Below are 18,166 nucleotides of genomic sequence, written 5' to 3' on the forward strand. Positions count from 1 at the left end.
GTGCCTTTACACAGGGCACTACATTTTTTTAATATAGAAGTAGCGTACAAGCTTAATAGTTTGAACATTTATGGACGGAGGATAGACCTGTGGATACTGTACTATATAAGCTGGAATCGTTTGAGGGTCCGCTAGATTTACTACTCCACCTCATCGATAAGGCGGAAATCAACATCCAGGATATTCCCGTCAGCGACATTACCGATCAATATATGGAATATTTGCATAGCATGCAGGAACTTGAGCTGGATATTACCAGCGAATTTTTGGTTATGGCTGCTACACTGCTGTCTATTAAAAGCAAGCTTCTACTTCCCAAACCCCCTGTTTTCGAAATGGATGAATTCGATTTCTATGAAGATGAAGATTTCGACCCGAGGCTGAATTGGTACAAAAGCTGATTGAATATCGCAAATATAAAGGAATTGCAAAGCATCTACAGGAGAAAGAAATGGAGCGGAGCCTGATCTACTCCAAAGAACCGGAAGATTTGACCCCTTGGGTTCACGTTGTCATGGACAACCCGGTAAAAGGTTTACATGCGGCGGATCTATTAGCCGCGTTTCAAAAGGCAATCCGTAAAGCGACAAAGCGGACTTCTTATGCTCGAATTCAGCGTGATGAAATTTCTGTGAAAGATCGTATCCGCGAAGTGCTTACGGCATTGGAAAGAAATGGACCTGGAAGCAAGCTATTATTCTCACGTTTATTGCACGAGGACATGATACGTCATGAAATTGTAGTTACGTTTCTAGCCATTTTGGAACTCATGAAAATGAAGCAGATTTTATGTTATCAAGAGAAATTATTCGATGATATTGTCATGGAATGGACAGGAGGAGAACCACTTCATGGAATTTCCGAAGTTGAAATCAATTATTGAGGGTTTATTATTCCTTGCAGGCGATGAGGGTCTTACAGTTAAGCAAATCGCAGAAATCGTGGAAGAACGTACAGATACAGTTACGGATGCTTTAAAAAAATTACGTGAGGAAGCGAAGCGTAATCATCGCGGAATTCAAATTGTGCAGATAGCGGGCTGCTATCAGCTTGCAACACTTCCGGATCATGCACCATATTTTGAAAGGCTGGCCTATTCGCCAACGCGAACTTCTTTATCGCAAGCTGCGCTTGAGACATTAGCGATTGTGGCTTACCGACAACCGATTACAAGGGTAGAAATTGAAGAGATTCGTGGAGTTAAATCCGAACGAGCGATTCAAACGCTTGTACATAAGGATCTAATCGAAGAAACTGCCAGAGCGGAAGCGATTGGGAGACCTATTTTATACGGTACAACAAAGGCATTTTTAGATTATTTTGGTCTGCCAGGTATTAAAGATCTTCCAGAACCGTCCCTTTTTGAGAACACGGATAACTTGGAAGAAGAAACACAGTTATTATTTGAAAAGCTGGATGGTCAACAGCTTACTTTTGACGATGTGCCATCATAATTGAGCTTATAAACATGTTACAGTACCTATTCATACTAAACCGGTTCTCCTTAGAGATGCCGGTTTTTTATTATGTTATTTTGCTGAAAGATGGTAAACCTCCGAATTTTTTCTAGTATGGAATGCCATACTATGGAAACAGCATGTATTTCAGGAATAGTTTGGGGGTTATTGTGTGTGGATTGCACTGGGTATCATCTTTTTTCTATTCATACTGTTGATGTTGATACTCGTATCCCGTATCCATTTCTCGGTATGGTTTAGTAAACATAATAAGGATGAGCAGGCGGTGTTGGATGTCAAAATACTGTATGGCATAATCAAAATCCATTACGAAATCCCTGTCCTCGTGTTCGAGAACATGAAAAAGGGAGTTATGATCAAGCTCGAGAAAAGAAGCTCGCTGAAACAGGGGAAACAGAGTTCCGATCAGACGAATGTGAATAAACAAAAGGTAGATCATGTGATGCATGAATTTAGGACGATGCTTCGGGCGACAGCTTCTTTAAAGCAATGGGTTAAACAAACGATGTCCCATATTAATATTAATAAGTTGGACTGGTCAACAAATTTCTCGGTAGGCAACGCTGCTCATACGGCGGTCGCGACAGGAGTCTTATGGGGAATCAAGACCACATTGATCGGGTGGCTAACGTTCCATGTTCGGATGAGGAAGCATCCGCAGGTCTTTGTCGTACCTGTATTTAAAGATGAAATGCAGTTTGGCACTGAAATAACATGTGTTGGACAAATTTCATTAGGTTATGTGATATATGCCATGCTGGTGCTCGTTTACCGGATCATGAAAGTAAAAGGAGGTCTTAAGCAATTTATAGGAATTTACCGCAGATATAAGCAGAATAAAGTTGTGTAAGTTCGATGATGTTTTTAAGGATACTCAATTTCCATTGTGGGCAAGATACTGTTGTAGAAATGATATTGACAATAGGAGGAAATTTCATGTCAGAACATCCGATCCAAGGCTTAATGCAAACCGCGATGGAGAACATCAAAGTTATGGTTGATGTTAATACCATTGTTGGCGATCCTGTACAGACACCGGACGGAAGTGTCATTCTTCCCATCAGTAAAGTGGGATTTGGGTTTGCGGCAGGAGGCAGTGACTTTCATGTCGAGGACAATCACAAAAATGCAACATCTACAAATGGCCAATCTTCAAACGAAGGAAAGCCGATGGCTTTTGGTGGCGGTAGCGGTGGAGGTGTGTCTATTACACCAATTGCCTTTCTAGTCGTTGGTAAAGAAGGTGTGCATATCGTACCGCTGGATAATCAGACTCATTTGTTAGAGAAGATTATTGATTCAGCACCTTCTCTGATTGATAAAGTTCAATCCATGTTTCCGTCTAAAGATAAGGATAAGGATAGCTATAAAGGGAAAGTATCTGATCCTGTTCATCAATCCATTCACGATACTTCTAACCCGTCATATTCTTGATCTGCACTTTATCCCTTCCGAGGCAGACGGAAGGGATTTTTCTATGTCTGTACATGCTTGTCTTTGAAGAGAATACTAATGCTGCTAAGCGCATATACTTGTACAAGATTTCCAGATTTCGGAGGGAACCACTCATGTTCATATTAAACAAAAGAATGCTTTCCTGGATAGCAACATTCACTGTTGTTACGCTGGTATGGTCGTCTATAGCAATGCATACGACAGCTATGGCAACACAAGCAAGGCCGTATTTGTCGACCCATGCACAGGCGTCAGCGCTGATGGATGTTACATCGGGGCGTTTATTGTATTCAAGCCACGGAGATGATGAACTGCGGATTGCAAGTTTGACTAAAATCATGACGGCAATCGTAGCGATTGAAAGAGGAGATTTAAACAAGCCTGTTAAAGTAGGGAAAAATGCTTTTGCTAAGGAAGGTTCATCGCTCTTTCTCAAGCTGGGAGAAGAAATGAGTCTGGAAAATATGCTGTATGGTCTTATGCTACGTTCGGGAAATGATGCTGCCACAGCGATTGCGGAGCAAGTAGGGGGTTCGGAGGAAGGCTTTGTTTATCTAATGAACGAGAAAGCTCGCGAATTAAATTTAAATCATTCTCATTTCGCTAACCCTCATGGTCTTGATGCCGAAGGGCATTACTCATCTGCAAATGATTTGGCCAAGCTTACAGCGTATGCGATGCATAACCCGTTGTTTAAGACAATCGTGAAGACACCTATGAAAAAAGCTCCTAATCCCAATGAAGCATGGGATTACAAATGGGATAACAAAAATAAAATGCTTCGATTATATGACGGCGCGGATGGTGTTAAAACGGGTTATACCAAAAAAGCATTTCGCTGTTTGGTAAGTTCTGCAACACATAATGGACAGCAACTAGTAGCCGTAACCATTAATGACGGAGATGATTGGAATGATCATGGTAAAATGCTCGACTATGGTTTTGCCTATTATCCGCTTAAAGATGTTGTCGAGCGTGGACAAACCGTAAACGGACATAATTTGGTCATCGGCCAAACCATTCAATATCCATTTGCAGAGGGTGAAGAAGAACAACTCACAAAGAAGCTAGAGCTGTACCCAGTGAGCAGTGATTCACCAGATTTGCGGTTTGGTCTGAGAGGACAGCTTAATATTATACTTGGCGATAAAAATATTGGAACCGTACCTGTATATGAGAAAGGCAGTTTCATCCCAAATGGTGAAGAGAAAAGAAATGAAACTGAGCGGACTACCCTTGCACAGCTTGGCCCTACCTCTTGGGCTCAGTCTTTCATTCAAGTTTTTAAAATGCTCTTCTATACGGGAAGATAGAGGAGCAAGGTCAAGGGGAAGAGGTGGAATCAAATGATTAACATAATTTGGCTGGCGCTTATCGTCATTGGATTTGGATTTGCAGCGGCTCAGGGGAATATAGAACTTGTAACATCTGCCGCCTTTGATGGAGCTAAGACTGGAGTTACTGTAAGCTTTGGGCTCATAAGCGTCCTGGTATTCTGGCTCGGAATGATGAAACTTGCAGAGGAATCGGGCATGCTGAAAAGTATTGCTCGTCTCTTAAGCCCTATTGTGAAATTTTTATTCCCAGATGTACCTACAAATCATCCTGCAATGGGATATATCCTATCCAATATGAGTGCAAACTTGCTTGGACTTGGCAATGCAGCCACTCCAATGGGAATTAAAGCAATGCAGGAATTGCAGGAATTAAATCCTGATAAAAGCTCTGCTAGCCCAGCCATGTGTACGCTACTCGCCTTAAATACAGCAAGCATAACTCTGATTCCAACAACTTTAATAGCAATTCGTATGAATTATAATTCCGCAAGTGCTACGGAAATCGTTGGACCCACTTTATTAGCAACTGCCGTGGCTACGCTTGCTGCAGTCATGGCAGATCGCTGGTACAGGAGAAGGTTTATTAAACAATCACAGTCTTATCCAGTCCCCCCGCCTGCTCCAGCTGCCAAACCAGATTTGAAAGGGTGAGCAAGGCATGGTCGCACTAATTAATCTTATATCTGCTTGGGCAATCCCAGTCCTTATAGCATTTATTCCTTTGTTCGCTTTCTCCAAGAAAGTTCCTGTATATGAGTCTTTTGTAGATGGAGCTAAGGAAGGTTTCAACACTGCGGTTCAAATCATCCCCAGCCTTGTAGATGATGGTAGCGATTAGTGTTTTCCGTGCTTCGGGTGCACTTGATTTTTTTGTAGGCTGGACAGGTCCTTTCTTACATCAATTAGGAGTCCCAAGTGAGGTATTACCGTTAGGATTACTACGTCCTTTAACAGGAACAGGGTCATTGGCCTTCGCAACAGATTTAATCTCCGTGTATGGGCCAGATTCGATGATCGGCCGCATGGCTTCAACTATTCAGGGGAGTACGGACACCACTTTATATGTGTTAACTGTGTACTTAGGTGCTATTGGTATAAGAAATGGCAGATATGCGCTTAAGGTCGGGTTGTTCTCGGATGCTGTGGGTTTTGTAGCAGCAATAACGGTATGTCTATTGTTCTTCGGATAAGATAAGCAGGAACTTAAATATAAAGATCCCATATACTGTATCATTTCAGATTACAGCATACGGGGGGAGATTTATGAATTTTGAAGGATTTATTATACATCATTCCGCTTGCCCGTCCATTAATGGAACGGGCTATGATTTTTGGATTCATAAAGATGGTTCTGTAACATCGGCCCCACTGCTGACAGACCCCACTCATATTCACCTTTGCCTCGATGGAAATTTCAACCGAGCCTACGATCAACTTGGAGCTGAAGAAAAACTTCAACTTTTTAACGCAAGTAAACTCGTCATGGAGCTTTCGAATCAGTACAATATTTCCCCATTATTTCTAAATCCTCACAATGATGATTGCCCAGGAATATTTTTTCCTTGGAATGAACTTGTGATTTATCCGGTTGATGGGTATCATTAGTTTGAGGTGACCTATCGAACATGGAAAGATTACAAAAAATTATTGCGCAGGCAGGTATCGCTTCGCGCCGCAAGTGCGAGGAATTGATCCTAGCTGGCAAGGTTGAAGTTAACGGGGAAATCGTGACTACCCTGGGAAGTAAAGCGGACCCCGACGTAGATATCATCATGGTAAATGGCAGAGCGATCAAAAACGAGAAGAAGATCTATGTCATGTTTAACAAGCCAAAGGGTGTTATCACGAGTGCTTCTGATCCGGAAGGACGTAAGGTAGTAACGGATTATTTAAAAGGTATCAAAGAACGCGTATATCCAGTTGGACGACTGGACTATGATACAGAGGGATTGCTTCTGTTGACAAATGATGGTGAATTTGCAAATATGCTGACGCACCCAAGTCACCATGTGCCAAAAACGTATTTGGCAACGGTGGAAGGTGTGCCGCACGGTACTGATCTGGACAAGCTCAAAGCAGGTATACAGCTAGAGGATGGTTTGACTTCACCGGCTGGAGTGGAGTACAAGGATATCGATACAGTCAAGAAAGAGGCTGTAATTAGTATTACTATCCACGAAGGACGTAATAGACAGGTTCGACGGATGTTTGAGGCTATATCTCATCCCGTAATCCGGTTGAAACGTATTTCATTTGGTGATCTCTTACTTCAAAATTTAAAACGGGGTCTATATCGTCATTTGACCAAGGAAGAAATACAGAGTTTGATGAACTTGGCTAAATCAGGGAAAAATGCTAAAAAATAGCTGTGAAGGACACATAATTTTCAAATCCAGCCTCTGCTTTTATGACAATATTTCGCTATAATTGTTCATAGGATGTTCAAACCCTGCGATTAAAATTATGATAATTGTCATTGAAAGGGAGCCATTGGCATGGGTAAATCTAGAAAAAAAGTACAAATTATTGTTTTGCTCGTCCTGATTGCATTGGGCGCGTATGCTATAGTTACTCAGGTATTTGGCTCTGACGGCAAACCCAAAGTAGGAAGCACTGCGCCTGATTTTGATCTACTCGGTCTAGACGGTAAAGCGCATACTTTGAAGGAATATGAAGGCAAGGCTATGGTTATTAACTTCTGGGGAACGTGGTGTAAACCATGTGTGAAGGAAATGCCAGCTTTGCAGTCACAATGGGAGAAATGGAAGGATAAAGGTGTAGTTATTCTGGGCATTAATGCTGGGGAAGATGAGATGGCTGTTAGCAACTTTGCGAAACAAGTTAACGTTAATTTTCCAATTGTACTTGATACGGAAAAAAGTGCAGTATCCAGCTATGGAATATCACCATTACCAACCACATTCTTTGTATTTCCTAATGGTAAAGTCAAAGATATTCATACAGGCCAGCTAGACTTAGCCACCCTCGACAAACAAATTGAAGAGTTGGTGAACTCACAATGATTCAGGAAGTACTTGCCTTTAAGAATACGAAATGTGAATGCGGACATCAAAACCCTGTAGGCACGGTGCTATGTGAAGCTTGCGGTAGGCCGCTGGAAGCGGAAGATCGGGAGTCGAATGAAGTATTGGAAATGCGCTATGACGGGATGGCTCGTCGCTCCCAGCGCGCAAATCCGAACATCATCGACAAGGTGTGGAACTTTTTTTCATCGGTTAAAATTGCGGTGTACATGATTATTTTGACGTTAATCGGATCGATGTTAGGTACCATCTTCCCACAAGAGGACACGTTTTTAAATATTGATGCATCCACGTATTACGAGAATACTTACGGTACCGCTGGAATGATCTACTACAAGCTTGGCTTATCGCATACGTACAACTCTTGGTGGTTTGTGGGCTTGCTCGTTATGATTGGAGCTTCATTAGTGATCTGTAGTCTCGACCGGGTTCTTCCCTTGTACAAAGCTTTGAGTAAACAAAAAATTCGTAAGCACTTACAGTTTCTTAAGCGTCAGCGGGTTGTATATCAAACGCCGATCGAAGAGGATGCAGAGGCTTGGGTCAAGCGGATTGCTGTCCCTATTAAGAAAAAGGGTTATCGTGTACATACAGAAGGTAGCGCGCTACTTGCGGAGAAATATCGTTTTAGTAGATGGGGCCCATACATCATTCATATCGGTCTGATTATTTTCTTGCTGGCAGTATTAGCCCGTGGCTTACCAGGACTTCATATGGACCAGCATATTCCTTTTCCTGAAGGAGAGATCAAGCATATCCCTAATACATCTTATTACTTGAAGAACGATAAGTTTAAGGTGGAATTCTACACAGAAGAAGATATGCCGACAGAATTTAAAGGAAAGAATAAGGTGCTTCCTAAACTATTCGAGACAAAAGCAACCTTATACGTATGTACGGATAATTGTAACGACCCAACGAAGCAGCCTGTCCTGAAGGAAGTGGACCAACATAATATTCAGGTTAACGATCCTCTAGATTATAAGGGACTTAAGGCATATCAATTTGATTATGATTTAACTCCTATTCTGCGTTCCGTGAAACCATCTCTTGTGGATAAGAAAACGGGTACAGATTACGGGAATTTCAAACTGGATATGAAGAACCCACAACGTTCATACAAGGTGGGAGCGTACACCTTGGATCTTAAAGAGAAATATATGGACTTCGGCTAGATGAGAACGGAAATCCTGTGACCAAAACTCCGAATCCAAATGCACCTGCTTTTCTCTTCCTTATTAAAGGACCGGATTTGCCGGCCGCTGGTGTGCAATATTTATATTTTCCAAAAGAAATTGATAAACAGCGCTTTCAGCAGGATGCTATCAACACAAAGTTATTCGGTGGCAATAATCCACTAGAACTTGATGTGAAAGGTATGGAGAACGTGGACTTTGCCATGTCAACATCCTATCTCAATATCCGAGTGGACAAAGCAATGCCTTTTGTGTGGCTGGGAGCGAGTATTGTCATGCTCGGACTGGTGCTTGGATTCTATTGGCAGCATCGGCGGATCTGGCTTCGTATCGACGAAGGTCAACTCACCCTGGGTGCGCATACCAACAAAAACTGGTTTGGTATCCGTCGTGAGATTGCATCTGCACTAAAGAAAATGGATCTGGAAGTAGACGAAAAGTCATTGGATAACGGAGGGAACCGCGGATGAGTGGTTTGTTAAATTTCAGTAGTAACATGTTTGTAGTCGCATTCTTTTTATATTGTGCGGCGTTCATACTTTTTGCTGTTGCACTGATGGGACGCAGATGGAGCAATCGTGATCCTAAAGCCCATACGAAAAAATGGGGAAATATCGCTTTTGCAGGTTCATCACTAGGACTTGCATTCCAGCTTACATTCTTCTTTACACGCTGGGCAGGTGGGGGGCATATCCCTGTTAGTAACATGTATGAATTCATGTCTTTCTTGTCGATGATGGTTATGGTGGCCTTTACGGTGGTGTATCTCATTTACAAGAAAACATTACTTGGTCTATTTGCAGTACCCATTACGATCATTATTATGGCTTATGCAGCTGTGTTTCCTCAAGAAGTTCAGCCATTAATTCCTTCATTGCAATCGTATTGGTTGAAAATTCACGTGACATTGGCGGCGACTGGTGAATCTTTCTTTGCTATCGCATTTGCTGCTGGTTTTATGTACCTGCTTAGAACTGTTAATTTCAATAGCCAAGAGAAAAAGGACAAGAGTCAACAACGCTGGGTAGAGGTAGTCTTCTTTGCTATAATTCTTGTTATATCCTTTATTGTTACTGTGTTCGCCTTCAGATCCGCTGGTTATGAGTCTGAGTTTACACAGACCAAAGTTACAGTGGTTAATGGAGCTGAACAGTCAGTTACACAAAAAGTTAGTTATAAGCTTCCTCCAATTGTTGCACCATATAACAGTTCCATTGTAAGTTATCAATCGTTTATCGGAATGGATAAGCCATTATTTGATGCTCCATCCTGGATGAATGGAGTTAACGCTGGACGTAAATTAAATACGATAATCTGGTCATTGATTAGCGGACTGATTCTATACGGAATTCTCCGTCTGATTGTACGGAAACCGCTTGGTCGTGCGACTAATCCGCTTTTGGATGGAATTGATCCGGATGATCTGGATGAAATTAGTTATCGTGCCATCGCCATTGGTTTCCCGATCTTTACGCTAGGAGCATTGCTATTTGCAATGATCTGGGCACAGATTGCTTGGGGTAATTTCTGGGGTTGGGATCCTAAAGAGGTATGGCGCTTATTACTTGGTTATTCTACAGTGCTTATCTCCACTTAAGATTGTCACGTGGATGGCAAGGACGTCAGTCCTCTTGGATGTCGGTTATCGGCTTCTTGGTTGTTATGTTCACCCTCGTCGGGGTTAACCTAGTTATTGCAGGCCTTCACTCATATGCTGGTGTGGAATAAGATTTAACAATAAATATGAAGGTATGTAATCCGTTTCACATTTGATATTGAATGTTGAAACGGATTTTCGTTATACTTATGTTTTAAGATTGTTTTAGCAGAAATTTTCGGATTGATAATAAAGGAGTTGCTATCTATGTCAGAGCATGTCAAACGTATATTGGTAGTGGACGATGAAGAGCGTATCCGCCGACTACTTAAAATGTATTTGGAGAAAGAAGGATATGAAGTAGACGAAGCAGAGGACGGAGAGAGTGCACTTCGTAAGGCATCTAACGAGGACTATGGCTTAGTGTTACTGGACTTAATGCTTCCGGGAATGGACGGTATTGAGGTATGTACCCGCCTAAGACAACTGAAATCAACTCCAGTTCTAATGCTTACTGCTAAAGGGGAAGAAATAAATCGCGTTCAAGGATTCGAAGTTGGGGCAGATGATTATGTGGTCAAGCCATTTAGTCCGCGTGAAGTGATTTACCGGGTCAAAGCCATTCTGCGTCGTTCTTCAGCGACAGCCTATTTATCGAAGGAAAGCAATTCAAGCAACAATATTGTATTTCCACATGTGATTATTGAACATGATGCTCACCGTGTTACTGCAAGTGGTCAGGAAGTTAGTCTAACGCCCAAAGAGTATGAGCTGCTGCATTATCTTGCAGTTTCACCAGATAAGGTATTCTCAAGAGAAGAGCTGCTTAAGGACGTTTGGAATTACGAATTTTTCGGAGATTTACGTACAGTAGATACCCATGTGAAGCGATTGAGAGAGAAGTTGAATAAAGTGTCACCGGAATCGGCTGCTATGATTACAACCGTTTGGGGAGTCGGATATAAGTTAGAGGTGCCAAAGTAACGTGAACTTTTGGACATCCCTTGTTGGTAAGTTGTGGATAACGATTATATGCCTGGTGGCAAGTATTCTAATTGTCTTAGGACTGTTTCTGCTTCCATACATTGATACAAATTTCTCGAATTCCGGAGATATCAAACGCTTATTTACGTACACATCTGTTCTTGGTTTTTCGTTAACTACCTTTTTTGCATTATTTCTGCTCACTAAAATCACACAGCCTATGCAAAAGATGATTGAGGCAACAGATGCAATCCGCAAAGGAGAGTATAGTACACGTCTTTCCATCGTCACCAGTGATGAAATTGGTAAACTTGCCAGCACGTTTAATCATATGGCTACGGAGCTGGAAGATAATATTCGTAATTTAAATCAAGAGAAAGAGCATTTGGCAAGTGTTCTACGAAGTATGAGCGATGCAGTAATCACGATTGATAACTCAGGCAGCGTCATTCTCACAAATCCTCCTGGCAAGGAACTAATGTTACTGTGGGGGAATATGAATTGGGATTTGGAGAATGGTCTTTTTACTGAAGAGGATTATTCATCTCAATTACCTAAACCACTTAGGGATCTATTTCAAGCAACTTTAGATGGTGGTGGGGGAGATGAAAGTTCCCAGATTCATGTGAAGCAAGGAATTTGGTCCGTTCATATGGCTCCTCTTTATTCTGATAACCATATCCGTGGGGCAGTTGCTGTGCTGCGGGATGTGACGGAAGAAGTTAGATTAGAGAAGATGCGACAGGATTTTGTGGCTAATGTATCGCATGAAATTCGTACGCCTCTGTCGATGATGCAGGGCTATAGTGAAGCTTTACTTGATGGTATGGCGACATCGCAGGAAGAAAGTCAGGAACTGATCCAAGTTATCCATGATGAATCGCTACGAATGGGACGCTTAGTTAACGATCTACTTGATCTGGCAAGAATGGAAGCGGGTCATACCGATACAATTGCTAAGAACCGTCTTGATTTGAATGAACTGCTTGAGAGAGTGTATCGTAAGTTTCTTGTGAGATCCAAAGAAGGTGCGATTGAACTGATCTATGAACGTAAATCCACTGACCTTATATTGGATGAAGCAGACGAGGACAAGCTTGAGCAGGTACTAACAAATCTGCTTGATAATGCATTTCGGCATACTTCGGAAGGCAAGCGGATTACAATTTCGGCAGATCGAATTGAGAATGATCGGGATCATCATCCTGTCCTGCAAATTATGATTAAGGATGAAGGTGCAGGTATTCCTGAGGAAGATTTACCATTTATCTTTGAACGTTTCTATAAAGCTGATAAGGCAAGGCTGCGAGGAGAGACGATGGGTACAGGACTTGGGCTTGCCATTGTTAAAAATATTGTGGACTCGCATCAAGGTACCATTCAAGTTACGAGTCAGTTAGGTGAAGGAACCGTATTTATGATCCGTTTGCCTGTCGAAAATCGGAAATAATAGTAGAAGACCAAGAAACACCTCCTGAGGAGGTGTTTTTTTGTTGAACAAAAGCGATAAATCTTGTTCTACGTGGAACACCTCATGAAAAGTTTTCATCATACCATTCAGAAACAGCAGAATGGCTTCTAAGCGTGGTTAAATGAGTAAATGAAATATGGTTACTTCCATTCGTTTGTAAGGAGAGAGGACGAGCCACAGCGTGTTTCAAGTATACTAGGTTAAATGGGGGTTTGTATAATAACAATCAATACATAAAGACAGCCTGGTTATGGAAGGACCCATAGTCAGGCTGTCTAGTTTGTAGTTTAATTTAATTGTTGCTGTAGATTAAGTCAGTACAATTTCTTCAGCATTATTCAGTTCAGGAAGCGCAATGAGTTGTGCAAGAACATCTTTATGAACAGCTTTATCTACAGTCAAAATCATGATCGCTGAACCTCCGATGATTTTACGTCCCACCTGCATCGACGCAATGTTGACGTCATTTTGACCAAGTAATGTACCTACATATCCAATAATACCTGGTTTGTCATTATGAGAAATCAGGATTATGTGGCCCTCTGGAGCGATATCGACTGGGAATTTATCCAGTTGAACGATCCGATCGCCATAACCGTTCAACAGTGTACCTGCGACTAGGCGCTCTTCATGATCCTGTGTCTTAAGCGTAACTGTAAGAAGGTTCGTAAACCCCTTGCTCTTCGAAGCTTGGGTTACCACAACATTGATATCTCTTTGCTTAGCCAGATGCATACAGTTAACGATGTTAACCTCACTGCCCAAGTGATGGACAAGTACACCTTTTACAATATATCGAGTTAGAGGGAGAGTATCGACATCAGACAAATCACCCGCATAGTCAACATGTATTTCACTAATCGCTTGATTCGTTACTTGAGCTGCAAAACTACCTAATCTCTCACCGAGGGAGAAGTAAGGTTGAAGCTTATTCATTACCGTAGGAGCAACAGGAGGCATGTTCACGGCATTTTTGAAAGGTTCGTTCCGTAGAATATGCAGCACTTCTTCAGACACATCAATCGCAACGTTCTCTTGAGCTTCGATCGTAGAAGCACCGAGGTGAGGTGTCACAATGATTTTAGGATGGCTGAGGAATGGGTGATCCTGTTCAGGTGGCTCGGATTCAAATACGTCAAAGGCAGCTCCAGCTACAATACCTTGATCTACAGCTTCAACGAGTGCCATTTCGTCAATAACACCACCACGAGCACAGTTAACGATGCGCATACCTTTCTTCATCACTTCAAACTGAGGACCTGAAATCATATGATGAGTCTCGGGAGTAAGTGGAGTATGAACCGTCATAAAGTCTGCATTCCGGATAATTGTATCCACAGTTGCGAGTTTAACTTCCATTTTCTCAGCGCGTTCTTGGGTAAGGAATGGATCATAGGCTAGAATATTCATGCCAAAAGCCTTGGCGCGTTTCGCAACTTCACTGCCGATTCTACCCATACCGAGCACGCCGAGTGTTTTGTTACGAAGTTCAACACCTAGGAATGATTTACGATCCCAAGTGCCACCAATCGTTTTGGCATATGCTTGTGGAATATGACGTGCAAGAGCCATCATCATAGCGAAGGTGTGTTCACATGTAGTAATGGTGTTTCCATCAGGAGCATTAATTACAATAATTCCCTGTTTGGTTGCAGCTTCTAGGTCGATATTGTCTACGCCAACACCTGCGCGTCCAACAACTTTGAGCTTTGTGCCTGCGGCCATGATTCTCTCTGTAACACGGGTTTGGCTACGAACGAGCAGTGCATCGTAATCTCCAATAATCGCAATAAGTTCATCCTCAGTAAGTCCTGTCTTTTTCTCTACTGTCACGTCGCTCGCATCAACCAGTTGCTGTATACCGAGATCACTGATCGGGTCCGATACTAATACTTTAAACATGGTTTCTCTCCTCCTTAGGTATCTATAACGCTTATAGTAAGGAATATGGTCAATGAGACTACATTCCGTAAAGCCAAGGTTGATATCGTTGATATCGTTGAAGTCATTCATTCAGTCTCAAAGCAACGCGGTGCTGTATCAAAGGGGACATATGCAGATGTTTCATCTTTCATCTCATAAGTTAATATTTGATAAAAGTATATAACAAAAAAACTCTCAATCCGCATACTACTTCCGTAGTAAGGGACGAGAGTTATCGTGGTACCACCCTAATTCACTGCTAAATTCCTTCAGCAGCCTCTGAGGTCAATAAAGACCATAATTGATAACGGATACTATCCGATTGCACCTACTTCGAATTTTCAATGCAATATCTCAGGAACGCTAAAGACAGGCTTTATTGTCACCGGTTTACACCAACCACCGGCTCTCTGTAGACAAGTTAAGTGTCTTCTTTCCTTCATCGGCTTAACGCATTAATTTTCCATAATGTATCATGCTGTTGTGAGGAGTGTCAATAGTAAAAGTTTATTGCTTCTGAGCCTTCTTGAATGTTTTCGTAATTTTCGCTATGATTTTAATACTGAGTTGGCATGTCTTTTTAAAATAGAATGAATAGAATTGCATACATTTTGTTGTTGTAGTTCTTTTTTATTTCCTTAAGTTTACAATTTTTGAGCTTCTTTCTTCAGTTGTAATTCGTGATAAGGCAAAAATACGTTATTATAGATAATAGCCATAATTTATTGCATGTAGGATTCATAGAAATATCGTGTGGTTCATTAAGGTAAACAGTAGTTATACAGAAACTATAGACAGGCAGGCCTTATTTATGAAAAAATTCAAAATTCGTTTACCTAAGATTAAGCAGGCGGCACCTGAACAACTAACGGAGCGTCTGTTACTGGTGAATCTTTACATCACCCAAGGCCTTACTTTGTTTATCGGTTTATTGTGGATCTTATTTCAGAAGAGAAATCCATTTGGCCTTTTTTTAACGCATAACGGTGCAAATTTTTTACTCTGGGGATTGGGTCTGGCAGCTGTTATGTTTTTAATAGATTTTGTCGTATCAAAGGTAACACCTGATGAAGTGATGGATGATGGAGGAATCAATAATTTACTGTTCCAGAATCGTCCGATCTGGCATATATTTCTGATTGCGGCCATGGTTGCCGTCTGTGAAGAGCTACTTTTCAGAGGAGCAATACAGCAATCCTTCGGTCCCTACTGGACAAGTATTTTGTTTACCGCTATTCATGTCAGATATTTGAAACATTGGATTCCAACGGGCTGGGTATTTTTGAGCAGCTATGGTCTAGGATACATATACATCCATTCAGGTACATTGCTTGCACCTATATTCTGTCATTTTGTGATTGACTTTGTATCTGGATTAGTCATCCGTTTTCGGAGGGAAGCATGAGTAACGAATTAAGTCGAGTAAAAACGTATCAAAAGAAACGAAAAAAAACCGTTGATCATAAAAGCCAGCAGGATAAACATCAAAAGCGAACCAAAGTGGTTTCTGCAACAAATCGCACATCTGCGAGTAAGACACTCAGACGTGGTGAAGTATTAGAATCTGGACGTGCGGTAGCGGTACGAACAGAATTGAAGCGTACGAAATCAGTCGTAGGTGAAGATGGGCGGATTACACGTAGGAGAGCATCACAATATCAGCAAAAAGATACAACAGAGGATACCCCGGCAAGGAGAGATACCTATTCCTCCAGAAAAATTAGAATCAGTAAATATTTTACGAATACACTTATTTTTCTATTTGTTATGCTAACTGCATTTTTAGTTTACTGGGGAATAAAGGGAGCTCCTCCTTTAGAGGAACTATGGTAGGGGGGAACGCCGCTGATGTGGATGGTTATAATATTAATAGCTGGATGTATGCTGCTTTGTTGGATGTCGTATGAAGCAAGAATGCATCAGGTTAATAAACGCGAAATCAAGCTTGAGAATTTACCTTCTGCTTTTGACGGAAGCCGTATCTTCTTTATTTCAGATATACATCGTAGAGAGCTATCTGCTGAGAAGCTACAAGAATGGAAAGGTTTAGTGGATTGGGTCATCGTTGGCGGTGATATCATGGAACGAAATGTGCCACTTCGTAGAGTTGATGATAATATTGGGGTACTAAGTAGTCTAGCACCCGTCTATGCTGTTTATGGTAATCATGATTATAAAGCAGATCCAGTGGGGTTAGAGCATATACTTAATCATCATGGCGTAACACTCTTGAAGGATGAGAACGTAAATTTGGAGCTGGGTGGAGAACATATTTGTCTAACAGGCGTCGATTATCCTCACCTTAAACGCAACGATTATAACCCCTTGCCCCCAATTCAGGAAGACGTCAAGGATGTATGCCGAATTGTGTTGGTTCACGATCCCATGTGGATCACCTGCTACCCAGAGTTACCTGCTGAATTAATCTTGGCAGGACATACGCATGGTGGCCAAATTACGATGCCGTTCTTCGGACCCATCCGTTTGAATGGCTTTTACCGCAAATATGCTTCCGGTATGTTCTCATGGAATCAGCCGAAGGCAAATGTACAGCATCCACAAATGTTAATTAGTCGAGGATTCGGGACAAGAAGGATTCCTTTCAGGTTATGTTGCCCGGCAGAAATGCATGTATTAACATTGAAATCCAGGTAAGAACCACTAACATACGAATAGGCTGCCCTAGATTAGGTTTCATCTACCTGGATCTGGGACAGCCCTTTTTTCGTTATGTTTTAGTTGTTTCGTTATAAGTATTTTATCTCATTTCAAGTTCAATACTTCGCGGATCGACGAACGAATAACCTTTACCTTCTAGCTTGGTTAGGAGTGTATCCAATGCTTCTACCGTCCAAGGAAGTTCATGCATAAGAATGTTACTTCCCGCATGTAGCTGATCTAGAACATTACTAATCACCTTATTGGGATTGTCAGTTCCTTTGGATTTCAATGTCCAGTCTAAAGAACCGTTTGACCAGGTCATGTACAGAAGTCCATTTTCCTTAGCAATCTTTTTACCAACATCTCCGCCTTCTCCAAACGGAGGTCGGAAGAATACAGGTGTTTCACCGATCGTATCTTTCACAATATTTTGTACATCCTCAATTTGTTTCTTAACTTTAGCTTCGGGCTCTTTTCTTAAAGAAATATGATCCCAACTATGATTGCCGATGATTTGATCACGATCATGAATGAGCTTGAGCAAATCAGGATTTTCTTTAACACGATATCCGTTTACGAAAAAAATTGCTTTGGCATGATGCTTGTCCAACGTATCAATGAGGCTGTTGATCATTTCTGCCTTTTTAGGACCATCATCAAAAGTTAAGAGGACAACTTTTTTCGCTGTACCTTCGTCATTTGGAACAATGTTGTAAACCTTATTCATATGGTATTTCTTCTCAATTACAGCGTCCTTTGTTGATTCCTCTGTTGGTGGATCCTGTTGTGGAGGCTCCGTAGTTTCGTTGGTTGCTGTCGTTTGATCTGCTGGTTTATCCTTTGAAGGTTCAGCTGTAGAAGGCTTAGTAACATTTGTACTATTGCTTTCAGACGCATTTTTCTCCGAATCATTATTTTTACCGCATGCGCTTAGTAATAAAGCACTGGCAAGAAGGAGCACAGTTGCCTTTTTAATCATGGTGTCATCTCACTTTCATTTTTATTGTATGCATGTTTTTA

General features: G+C 41.5%; 16 protein-coding genes, 4 pseudogenes and 1 other annotated feature. Of the genes and pseudogenes, 18 read left to right on the forward strand and 2 right to left on the reverse strand.

The window, feature by feature from the left end; genetic code table 11:
- The first annotated feature begins 89 nt into the window (after nt 1-89).
- The 14 genes and pseudogenes from JCM16418_RS14005 (at nt 90) to JCM16418_RS14070 (ending at nt 12,541) form a co-directional block, all read left to right on the forward strand.
- Nucleotides 90-883: pseudogene (locus JCM16418_RS14005) on the forward strand (segregation and condensation protein A).
- Nucleotides 852-1,454, forward strand: coding sequence for an SMC-Scp complex subunit ScpB (gene scpB / locus JCM16418_RS14010; RefSeq protein ID WP_036649997.1), 603 nt, complete (start codon nt 852-854; stop codon nt 1,452-1,454). Before JCM16418_RS14005 ends, scpB begins: the two are co-directional and overlap by 32 nt.
- 175 nt (nt 1,455-1,629) lie before the next feature.
- Entirely contained in the window at nt 1,630-2,328 is a 699-nt protein-coding gene (locus JCM16418_RS14015; protein ID WP_036649999.1) for a DUF2953 domain-containing protein, read from the forward strand.
- An 86-nt stretch (nt 2,329-2,414) separates the two neighbouring features.
- Nucleotides 2,415-2,912 (forward strand): GerW family sporulation protein, encoded by a 498-nt coding sequence (ytfJ, locus tag JCM16418_RS14020; protein ID WP_036650001.1) that lies wholly within the window; start codon nt 2,415-2,417, stop codon nt 2,910-2,912.
- 212 nt (nt 2,913-3,124) lie between these two features.
- On the forward strand, nt 3,125-4,246 hold the full coding sequence (locus tag JCM16418_RS14025; protein WP_242403852.1) for a D-alanyl-D-alanine carboxypeptidase family protein: 1,122 nt from the start codon (nt 3,125-3,127) through the stop codon (nt 4,244-4,246).
- 33 nt (nt 4,247-4,279) lie between these two features.
- A complete protein-coding gene (locus tag JCM16418_RS14030) occupies nt 4,280-4,921 on the forward strand; it encodes a nucleoside recognition domain-containing protein (protein WP_036650003.1) in 642 nt (213 codons plus the stop codon).
- Nucleotides 4,922-4,928: 7 nt separating this feature from the next.
- A pseudogene (locus JCM16418_RS14035) lies at nt 4,929-5,460 on the forward strand (spore maturation protein).
- A gap of 73 nt (nt 5,461-5,533) precedes the next feature.
- A complete protein-coding gene (locus tag JCM16418_RS14040; RefSeq protein ID WP_036650006.1) occupies nt 5,534-5,875 on the forward strand; it encodes a hypothetical protein in 342 nt (113 codons plus the stop codon).
- A gap of 20 nt (nt 5,876-5,895) precedes the next feature.
- Nucleotides 5,896-6,636, forward strand: a complete 741-nt coding sequence (locus JCM16418_RS14045; protein WP_036650008.1) for a pseudouridine synthase — start codon at nt 5,896-5,898, stop codon at nt 6,634-6,636.
- 129 nt (nt 6,637-6,765) lie between these two features.
- Nucleotides 6,766-7,293 carry a thiol-disulfide oxidoreductase ResA gene (gene resA, locus JCM16418_RS14050; protein ID WP_036650010.1) on the forward strand — a complete coding sequence of 176 codons (528 nt, stop codon included), beginning with the start codon at nt 6,766-6,768 and terminating at the stop codon, nt 7,291-7,293.
- Nucleotides 7,290-8,980 (forward strand): annotated as a pseudogene (gene resB, locus JCM16418_RS14055) (cytochrome c biogenesis protein ResB). The gene resA and the pseudogene resB overlap by 4 nt, the downstream one beginning before the upstream one ends.
- Nucleotides 8,977-10,238 (forward strand): annotated as a pseudogene (gene ccsA / locus JCM16418_RS14060) (cytochrome c biogenesis protein CcsA). Before resB ends, ccsA begins: the two co-directional pseudogenes overlap by 4 nt.
- A gap of 136 nt (nt 10,239-10,374) precedes the next feature.
- On the forward strand, nt 10,375-11,091 hold the full coding sequence (locus tag JCM16418_RS14065; protein ID WP_036650012.1) for a response regulator transcription factor: 717 nt from the start codon (nt 10,375-10,377) through the stop codon (nt 11,089-11,091).
- A 1-nt stretch (nt 11,092) separates the two neighbouring features.
- On the forward strand, nt 11,093-12,541 hold the full coding sequence (locus JCM16418_RS14070) for an ATP-binding protein (RefSeq protein ID WP_036650014.1): 1,449 nt from the start codon (nt 11,093-11,095) through the stop codon (nt 12,539-12,541).
- Nucleotides 12,542-12,871: 330 nt separating this feature from the next.
- Here the strand turns inward: JCM16418_RS14070 and serA are convergent, their stop codons facing one another.
- A complete protein-coding gene (gene serA / locus JCM16418_RS14075) occupies nt 12,872-14,464 on the reverse strand; it encodes a phosphoglycerate dehydrogenase (RefSeq protein ID WP_036650016.1) in 1,593 nt (530 codons plus the stop codon).
- Between the two features lie 45 nt (nt 14,465-14,509).
- Between serA and JCM16418_RS26375 the strand changes: the two genes are divergently transcribed.
- From JCM16418_RS26375 to JCM16418_RS14090, 4 genes are all read left to right on the forward strand, one after another.
- The gene (locus JCM16418_RS26375) at nt 14,510-14,644 is read left to right on the forward strand and encodes a hypothetical protein (RefSeq protein ID WP_256203058.1); all 135 of its coding nucleotides are present in this window, start codon (nt 14,510-14,512) and stop codon (nt 14,642-14,644) included.
- Between the two features lie 59 nt (nt 14,645-14,703).
- Nucleotides 14,704-14,937: a binding site (T-box leader), on the reverse strand.
- A gap of 359 nt (nt 14,938-15,296) precedes the next feature.
- Nucleotides 15,297-15,890: a CPBP family intramembrane glutamic endopeptidase gene (locus JCM16418_RS14080; protein ID WP_036650018.1), complete on the forward strand. Its 594-nt coding sequence runs from the start codon at nt 15,297-15,299 to the stop codon at nt 15,888-15,890.
- Nucleotides 15,887-16,318: a hypothetical protein gene (locus JCM16418_RS14085; protein WP_036650021.1), complete on the forward strand. Its 432-nt coding sequence runs from the start codon at nt 15,887-15,889 to the stop codon at nt 16,316-16,318. The genes JCM16418_RS14080 and JCM16418_RS14085 overlap by 4 nt, the downstream gene beginning before the upstream one ends.
- A 15-nt stretch (nt 16,319-16,333) precedes the next feature.
- Complete coding sequence (locus tag JCM16418_RS14090; RefSeq protein WP_052020298.1) at nt 16,334-17,140, forward strand: metallophosphoesterase; 807 nt, start codon at nt 16,334-16,336, stop codon at nt 17,138-17,140.
- A 103-nt stretch (nt 17,141-17,243) separates the two neighbouring features.
- Here JCM16418_RS14090 and JCM16418_RS14095 read toward each other — a convergent pair whose 3' ends face one another.
- The gene (locus tag JCM16418_RS14095; RefSeq protein ID WP_036650026.1) at nt 17,244-18,125 is read right to left on the reverse strand and encodes a polysaccharide deacetylase family protein; all 882 of its coding nucleotides are present in this window, start codon (nt 18,123-18,125) and stop codon (nt 17,244-17,246) included.
- Between the last annotated feature and the right edge of the window lie 41 nt (nt 18,126-18,166).

The organism is Paenibacillus pini JCM 16418 (assembly GCF_000576305.1).
GTDB lineage: Bacteria > Bacillota > Bacilli > Paenibacillales > Paenibacillaceae > Paenibacillus_AQ > Paenibacillus_AQ pini.

What these genes read in the sequence shown, in the direction of transcription:
- scpB (WP_036649997.1), top strand. Translation starts at nt 852, where the DNA reads ATGGAATTTCCGAAGTTGAAATCAATTATTGAGGGTTTATTATTCCTT.
- ytfJ (WP_036650001.1), top strand. Translation starts at nt 2,415, where the DNA reads ATGTCAGAACATCCGATCCAAGGCTTAATGCAAACCGCGATGGAGAAC.
- JCM16418_RS14025 (WP_242403852.1), top strand. Translation starts at nt 3,125, where the DNA reads ATGCATACGACAGCTATGGCAACACAAGCAAGGCCGTATTTGTCGACC.
- JCM16418_RS14030 (WP_036650003.1), top strand. Translation starts at nt 4,280, where the DNA reads ATGATTAACATAATTTGGCTGGCGCTTATCGTCATTGGATTTGGATTT.
- JCM16418_RS14040 (WP_036650006.1), top strand. Translation starts at nt 5,534, where the DNA reads ATGAATTTTGAAGGATTTATTATACATCATTCCGCTTGCCCGTCCATT.
- JCM16418_RS14045 (WP_036650008.1), top strand. Translation starts at nt 5,896, where the DNA reads ATGGAAAGATTACAAAAAATTATTGCGCAGGCAGGTATCGCTTCGCGC.
- resA (WP_036650010.1), top strand. Translation starts at nt 6,766, where the DNA reads ATGGGTAAATCTAGAAAAAAAGTACAAATTATTGTTTTGCTCGTCCTG.
- JCM16418_RS14065 (WP_036650012.1), top strand. Translation starts at nt 10,375, where the DNA reads ATGTCAGAGCATGTCAAACGTATATTGGTAGTGGACGATGAAGAGCGT.
- serA (WP_036650016.1), bottom strand. Translation starts at nt 14,464, where the DNA reads ATGTTTAAAGTATTAGTATCGGACCCGATCAGTGATCTCGGTATACAG.
- JCM16418_RS26375 (WP_256203058.1), top strand. Translation starts at nt 14,510, where the DNA reads ATGGTCAATGAGACTACATTCCGTAAAGCCAAGGTTGATATCGTTGAT.
- JCM16418_RS14080 (WP_036650018.1), top strand. Translation starts at nt 15,297, where the DNA reads ATGAAAAAATTCAAAATTCGTTTACCTAAGATTAAGCAGGCGGCACCT.
- JCM16418_RS14085 (WP_036650021.1), top strand. Translation starts at nt 15,887, where the DNA reads ATGAGTAACGAATTAAGTCGAGTAAAAACGTATCAAAAGAAACGAAAA.
- JCM16418_RS14090 (WP_052020298.1), top strand. Translation starts at nt 16,334, where the DNA reads ATGTGGATGGTTATAATATTAATAGCTGGATGTATGCTGCTTTGTTGG.
- JCM16418_RS14095 (WP_036650026.1), bottom strand. Translation starts at nt 18,125, where the DNA reads ATGATTAAAAAGGCAACTGTGCTCCTTCTTGCCAGTGCTTTATTACTA.